Origin of the sequence: Cupriavidus sp. WS, from assembly GCF_000395345.1 — a bacterium.
GTDB classification, from domain to species: Bacteria; Pseudomonadota; Gammaproteobacteria; order Burkholderiales; family Burkholderiaceae; genus Cupriavidus; species Cupriavidus basilensis_B.
On sequence record NZ_AQPL01000326.1, the window covers coordinates 1 to 5031 of the forward strand.

General features: G+C 68.1%; 6 protein-coding genes. 1 reads left to right on the forward strand and 5 read right to left on the reverse strand.

All coding sequences use genetic code 11. The features are described from left to right. Positions 1–70 (reverse strand): CoA transferase (locus K206_RS44370; protein WP_231401671.1); only part of this gene is annotated, 70 nt, incomplete at its 3' end. Positions 71–323: 253 nt separating this feature from the next. On the opposite strand from K206_RS44370, the gene K206_RS0124720 reads away from it, so the two are divergent. Next, a complete protein-coding gene (locus tag K206_RS0124720; RefSeq protein ID WP_020205069.1) occupies positions 324–752 on the forward strand; it encodes a phasin family protein in 429 nt (142 codons plus the stop codon). Positions 753–927: 175 nt separating this feature from the next. Here the strand turns inward: K206_RS0124720 and K206_RS0124725 are convergent, their stop codons facing one another. From K206_RS0124725 to K206_RS43860, 4 genes are all read right to left on the reverse strand, one after another. Next, positions 928–1488 (reverse strand): phasin family protein, encoded by a 561-nt coding sequence (locus K206_RS0124725; RefSeq protein WP_020205070.1) that lies wholly within the window; start codon positions 1486–1488, stop codon positions 928–930. A gap of 368 nt (positions 1489–1856) precedes the next feature. Next, entirely contained in the window at positions 1857–3512 is a 1656-nt protein-coding gene (locus tag K206_RS0124730) for an acyl-CoA synthetase (protein ID WP_020205071.1), read from the reverse strand. Positions 3513–3673: 161 nt separating this feature from the next. Continuing rightward, complete coding sequence (locus tag K206_RS44375) at positions 3674–4396, reverse strand: SH3 domain-containing protein (RefSeq protein ID WP_231401670.1); 723 nt, start codon at positions 4394–4396, stop codon at positions 3674–3676. A gap of 99 nt (positions 4397–4495) precedes the next feature. Further along, entirely contained in the window at positions 4496–4663 is a 168-nt protein-coding gene (locus K206_RS43860) for a hypothetical protein (protein WP_020205073.1), read from the reverse strand. Between the last annotated feature and the right edge of the window lie 368 nt (positions 4664–5031).

The following is a 5031-nucleotide window of genomic DNA, read 5'->3' on the forward strand; positions in this document are numbered from 1 at the left end:
TGCACCAGGGGCCGGCCAGGATCCGCGACAAATCCAGCACCTTGATGCCGGCCAAAGCCTGATGAAGCATGGGTTCTCCGCAAGGGGGCCAACGATGCGGGCGAGTGTATCGACGGCCCGGCGCGCGGACCAGTTCAGAGTTTCGAAAGAAGCGTTCGCGGATTTTGAATGGGCGCGGCGGATTTGCGGGACAAGGGCCGCATTCGTTTCCGCGCGCTGTGCGGCACGCGCTACACTGGAGTCACCGCGCCGGCGATCTGCGCGCGGCAAGCCGACGCCTGGCGCGGCTCATTTCACGATTCCCCCTTGCGAGGAGATGCATCATGGCCACGACCTCAAATCCGTTTACCGATTTCAGCAAGCTGCTTGAGCAGTTCAAGCTCCCCGGCGTCGACATGACCTCGGTGATCGAAGCCCGGCGCAAGGACATCGACGCGCTCACGGAAGCCAACAAGGTGGCCTACCAGGGCATGCAGGCGCTGGTGCAGAAACAGACCGAGATCCTGAGCAAGACCATGCAGGAGATCCAGTCCGCGGCGCAGCAGATGGGCGCCGGCGGCAACCCCGCCGAGGCGATGGCCAAGCAGGGCGAATTCGTGCAGCAGGGCCTGCAGAAGGCATTCAACAACATGCGCGAGCTGGCCGAGATGGCGCAGAAATCGCAGGCCGAGGCGCTGGCGGTGATCACCAAGCGCGCCGAGCAGAACATTGAGGAAGCGAAGAACCTGATGAAGGGCAAGGGCGGCAAGTAGGCCCGCCGCGCCCGGCGCGGCACCGGGGCCGCGCCGGGCGGTGTTTCGCCGTGGCGTCGTCGCTATTGCAGCGCTATCGCAGCGCCATTGCATCGATATTGCGCCGCCGCTGTCCCGCAGTTGCCCCGCCCTGGCGCCAATCCGCCGTTGGCGGCGGATTTTTCCTGCCGCCGGGTCAGGCCGCCTTGGTGGCGCGGCGGGTGCCCTGCTGCACGGCGCCGCTGGCGGCCGCGGCCGAGGCCTCGATGTTCGACTTGACCGTCTCGGCGGCCTGCTTGGTCGCCTTCTGCACCGATTCGTAGGTGTTGTTGGCGGCCGCGACCGTCGATTTCAGCAGCGCCGTGAGGGCTTCCGAACCGGCCGGCGCGTTTTTCACGAAGGTGTCGACGAAGCCCTGCACGCGGCGGCTGTTCTGCTCGTACTGCGCTTCCACCGTCTTGGCCAGCTCGGCCTGCGTCTCGGTGGCGATCTCGTACAACTGGCGCGCATACGACAGCGCCTTCTCCGCCGCGGGCTGGGCCAGCGTGCCCTGGGTGGTGAAGACATCGCGCAGGTCGCGGCCCGACAGGGCGGCCTGGATGTTGTCCTGGCTCTCGGCCAGCGACGACTTCGCTACCTGCAGGTTCAGCTCGGCCAGCTTCTGGAAACCGTCGAAGGCCGTATTCGTCAGCGCGAACAGGTTGGCGAAACTGGCCTTCTGGACTTCGGCGAACTGCTCGGACGGAAAAACGAACATGCGTGCTCTCCTGTGATTCGCCCCGCCGCGTGGCCAAGGTGCGGCCGGCATGCGCGGCGGTGGTGCCGCGCGGCGCGGGACGAGGGTCTGGTTCGGAAGAGGATGGGCCTTGCATTGCGCAGTGCACCATCCAGGGGCTGATTCTAGAGGGCGCTATTTCGTTAGCCCCTAGGGACATACCCGGACAATTTCGGTTAGATGCTGCTGCTGTGCAGCAAGGGCGACATCCAGCATTCCCCCGTGACGTGGGGCACGGTCCTGGCGGGCCGCCTTATGTTGGCTGCCGCACATTGTGTCGAACGCACGCGGGCGCGATGAGGCACCGCGTGGCGGCACAGGCCGCGGTGCCGCCGTCCGTGCTCCCGGGCCTATGCTTGCGCCACGGCCTCGCGCTGCTTCGCCACTTCGTGGTTGCGCAGGATGAAGCGCTGGACCTTGCCGCTCGGCGTCTTGGGCAGCTCGGCCACGAACTCGATCTCGCGCGGGTAGGCGTGCGCCGCCAGGCGGTTGCGCACGTGCAGGCGCAGTTCCTCGGCCAGCTCGGGGCTGGCGCGGTACTGCGGGTCCAGCACGACGAAGGCCTTGATCAGTTCCGTGCGCTCCGCGTCGGGCTTGCCGATCACCGCGGTCTCGACCACGGCCGGGTGCTCGATCAGTGCGCTCTCCACGTCGAACGGGCCGACCCGGTAGCCGGAGGTGGTGATGACGTCGTCGGCGCGGCCGATGAAGCTGATGCTGCCGTCCGGGTTCAGCTCGGCGGTGTCGCCGGTCAGGTAGTACTTGCCGACGAAGGCGCCGGTGGGCGTGCCGTGGTAGCCGCCGAACCAGCACATCGGCGACTGCTCCAGGTCCAGCGCCAGCGTGCCGGGCTGGCCCGCGCCGAGTTCGCGCGCCTCGTCGTCGAGCACCACCACGCGGTGGCCCGGGCTGGCGAAGCCGGCCGCGCCCACGTGCACCGGATGGCGCAGCGCGTGGTGGTTGCACAGCACCATGCCCAGCTCGGTCTGGCCGTAGTGGTCGTGGATGGTGACGCCGAGCTGGTCGGCGAACCAGCGGATGACCTCGGGGTTGAGCGGCTCGCCCGCGCTGCTGACCGCGCGCAGCTTGCCGCGCAGCGGCCCGGACACGGCCTTGCCCGCGGCGATCAGCAGGCGGTACGCGGTGGGCGAGCCGGCCAGGTTGGTGATGCCGTACTTGTCGATCACGCGGCAGGTGCTTTCGACGCTGAACGGGCCGTCGTAGAACGTGGTGGGGTGTCCCAGCGCCAGCGGCCCGGTGACCGCGTAATACAGGCCGTAGGCCCAGCCCGGATCGGCCAGGTTCCAGAATGCGTCCCCGGGGCGCAGGTCCACCGCGTCGCGCATGTAGCCGGCGAACGCCGCCACCGCCTTGAGCGGCACCAGCAGCGGCTTGGCGGGGCCGGTGGTGCCGGAGGTGAACATCATCAGGAACGGATCGCTGCCCTTGCGCATGACCGGGGCGAAATCCGCCGGCTGGCGCTCCAGCTCGGCCCAGAAGCTGAAGTCGCCGCGCACCAGGCCGCGGCCCTTGGCGCCGGCCACGGTGAGCACGGCGGGGCAGCCCTGCACGTCGTCGAGCTTGCCGCGGTTGGCGCCGTCGGTGACGACCAGGCGCGCGCCCGAAGTCTGCAGCCGGTGCTCGATGGCCTTCGGCCCGAACGCGGTGAACAGCGGCTGGTAGACCGCGCCCGCGCGCCAGGTGCCGAGGATGGTGGCCAGCAGTTCCGGCGTGCGCGGCAGCAGCCCGGCCACGCGGTCGCCGGGGCCGATGCCCTGCGCTTTGAGAAAGCCCGCGAACTGCGCCGAGAGCTTTTGCAGCTGGGTGAACGTGTAGGTCTCGCTGGTGCCGTCGCGGCCTTCCCAGAACAGGGCGATGCGGCCCGGCAGCGCGTGGCGGTCGCAGCATTCGACGCAGGCGTTGAGCGCCTCGGGCGTGCCGTTCAGGCATGCCGCCAGCGCGGCTTCATAGGAAAAGCTGCCGATGGCCTCCGCGTAATCGCGCATGGTGGTTGGTCTCCTTGGTGTCTCTCTTCTTGAATGGCGGGCGTTCGTGCGGACCGCGTCCGGAGAAATTCTGGGCCACGCCGGCGCGCGCGGCAATGGCCGCAGTGCGCACGCCGGGTGAACCCGTTTGCCAGTGCCTGCCACCCGCGGGAGACCGGAGACTAGCGGCCGCCGTGGCCACCACCGTGGCCGCCGCCTCCGCCACCACCGTGGCCGCCGCCATGACCGCCGCCGCCACCATGACCACCACCACCGCCGCCGTGACCGCCACCGCCGCCGCCGTGACCACTACCACCACCACCGTGACCACCGCCACCACCGCCATGACTACCGCCGCCACCGCCGCCGCCACCGCCATGTCCACCGCCACCGCCGTAGCCGGCCGGACGCCCGCCGTGTGGCGGTCCGCCATGCGACGGCCCGCCGGGCGGGCGCGCATGCGGCGGCGGATAACCGGGATAGCGCCCGGGCGGCGGGCGGTGCGCCCAGCGGCCCTGGTCGTGATACCAGGGCCGGTTGCGATAGTAGTTGCCCCAGTACGAGCCGAGCGAGAACGTGATGATGGGCAGGCCGATCATGGCGCCGTAGCTGAGCACCGGCACGCCGCCGCCCTGGTACGGATAGCTGAGCATGCCGCCGTAGACCCAGCCGCGCAGGTTGGGCAGCGCCACGTCGCACCACGTGTACTGGCTGACGCAGCCCATCACCGACAGCGGCGTGCCGCCGGCCAGTTGCGCGACCACCGGGTATTCCCTTCCGGGGCCGGCCAGCAGGTCGACGGGACCGGCGGTGAAAGCCTGGGCGGTCTGTGCATGGACCGCGCCCGGCAGGGCCGTCAGGCCCGCGGATATCGCAATGACGCAATGCACTATGCTGCGGCGCATCGTAAGCCTCCTCGTGGAAACCGGGCGCACGGTGCGGCCGCGGCATGAACCATGCCGCGGCGGAGTAGCGGATGTGCTGTCAGGAATTGTGCTGACGGCTCAACCCACCGCGTGCCACGGCGAAATGGAGAAGGCTAGCATGAGCACGGAAACAATGGCGGGGGCGCCGAACTTGATGGCGCGGGACTGCGCCAGCGTGCCCAGTACGACATAAAGGCACACGAGGGCAATAGCGCACACAAAGACAAGGCTTTGATAATCCTGCATCTGATGTCTCCCTTAGTCGTTATATCTTTAACGTTATATCTAATGACACCGTTCGAACGCGGGGCTGCCGTGGGGGCACGTTCAAATTCATGGTAGGCCGGTAATCCCGGCGCCGCAATCGCGGCGGACAGAGGGTATACGCTCACGCCGGGCGGAATTTCCGCGTGTATTCAACGTATTTTCAATGTGAATTCAGCGTATTTTCAGCGCCATTTTTCCTGCGCGGTTCGGTATTCTTGTTTTTGCGCAGTGCACATATTGCGGCGCTTTAACGGCATCGCGCGGGCGAATGAAATCCGCCGCCGGAATATGGCGCGCAATGGACGGCGCGCAATGCAAAAAGGCCGGCCGGTCCCGTGACGGGGACC

What these genes read in the sequence shown, in the direction of transcription:
- K206_RS0124720 (WP_020205069.1), top strand. Translation starts at nt 324, where the DNA reads ATGGCCACGACCTCAAATCCGTTTACCGATTTCAGCAAGCTGCTTGAG.
- K206_RS0124725 (WP_020205070.1), bottom strand. Translation starts at nt 1,488, where the DNA reads ATGTTCGTTTTTCCGTCCGAGCAGTTCGCCGAAGTCCAGAAGGCCAGT.
- K206_RS0124730 (WP_020205071.1), bottom strand. Translation starts at nt 3,512, where the DNA reads ATGCGCGATTACGCGGAGGCCATCGGCAGCTTTTCCTATGAAGCCGCG.
- K206_RS44375 (WP_231401670.1), bottom strand. Translation starts at nt 4,396, where the DNA reads ATGCGCCGCAGCATAGTGCATTGCGTCATTGCGATATCCGCGGGCCTG.
- K206_RS43860 (WP_020205073.1), bottom strand. Translation starts at nt 4,663, where the DNA reads ATGCAGGATTATCAAAGCCTTGTCTTTGTGTGCGCTATTGCCCTCGTG.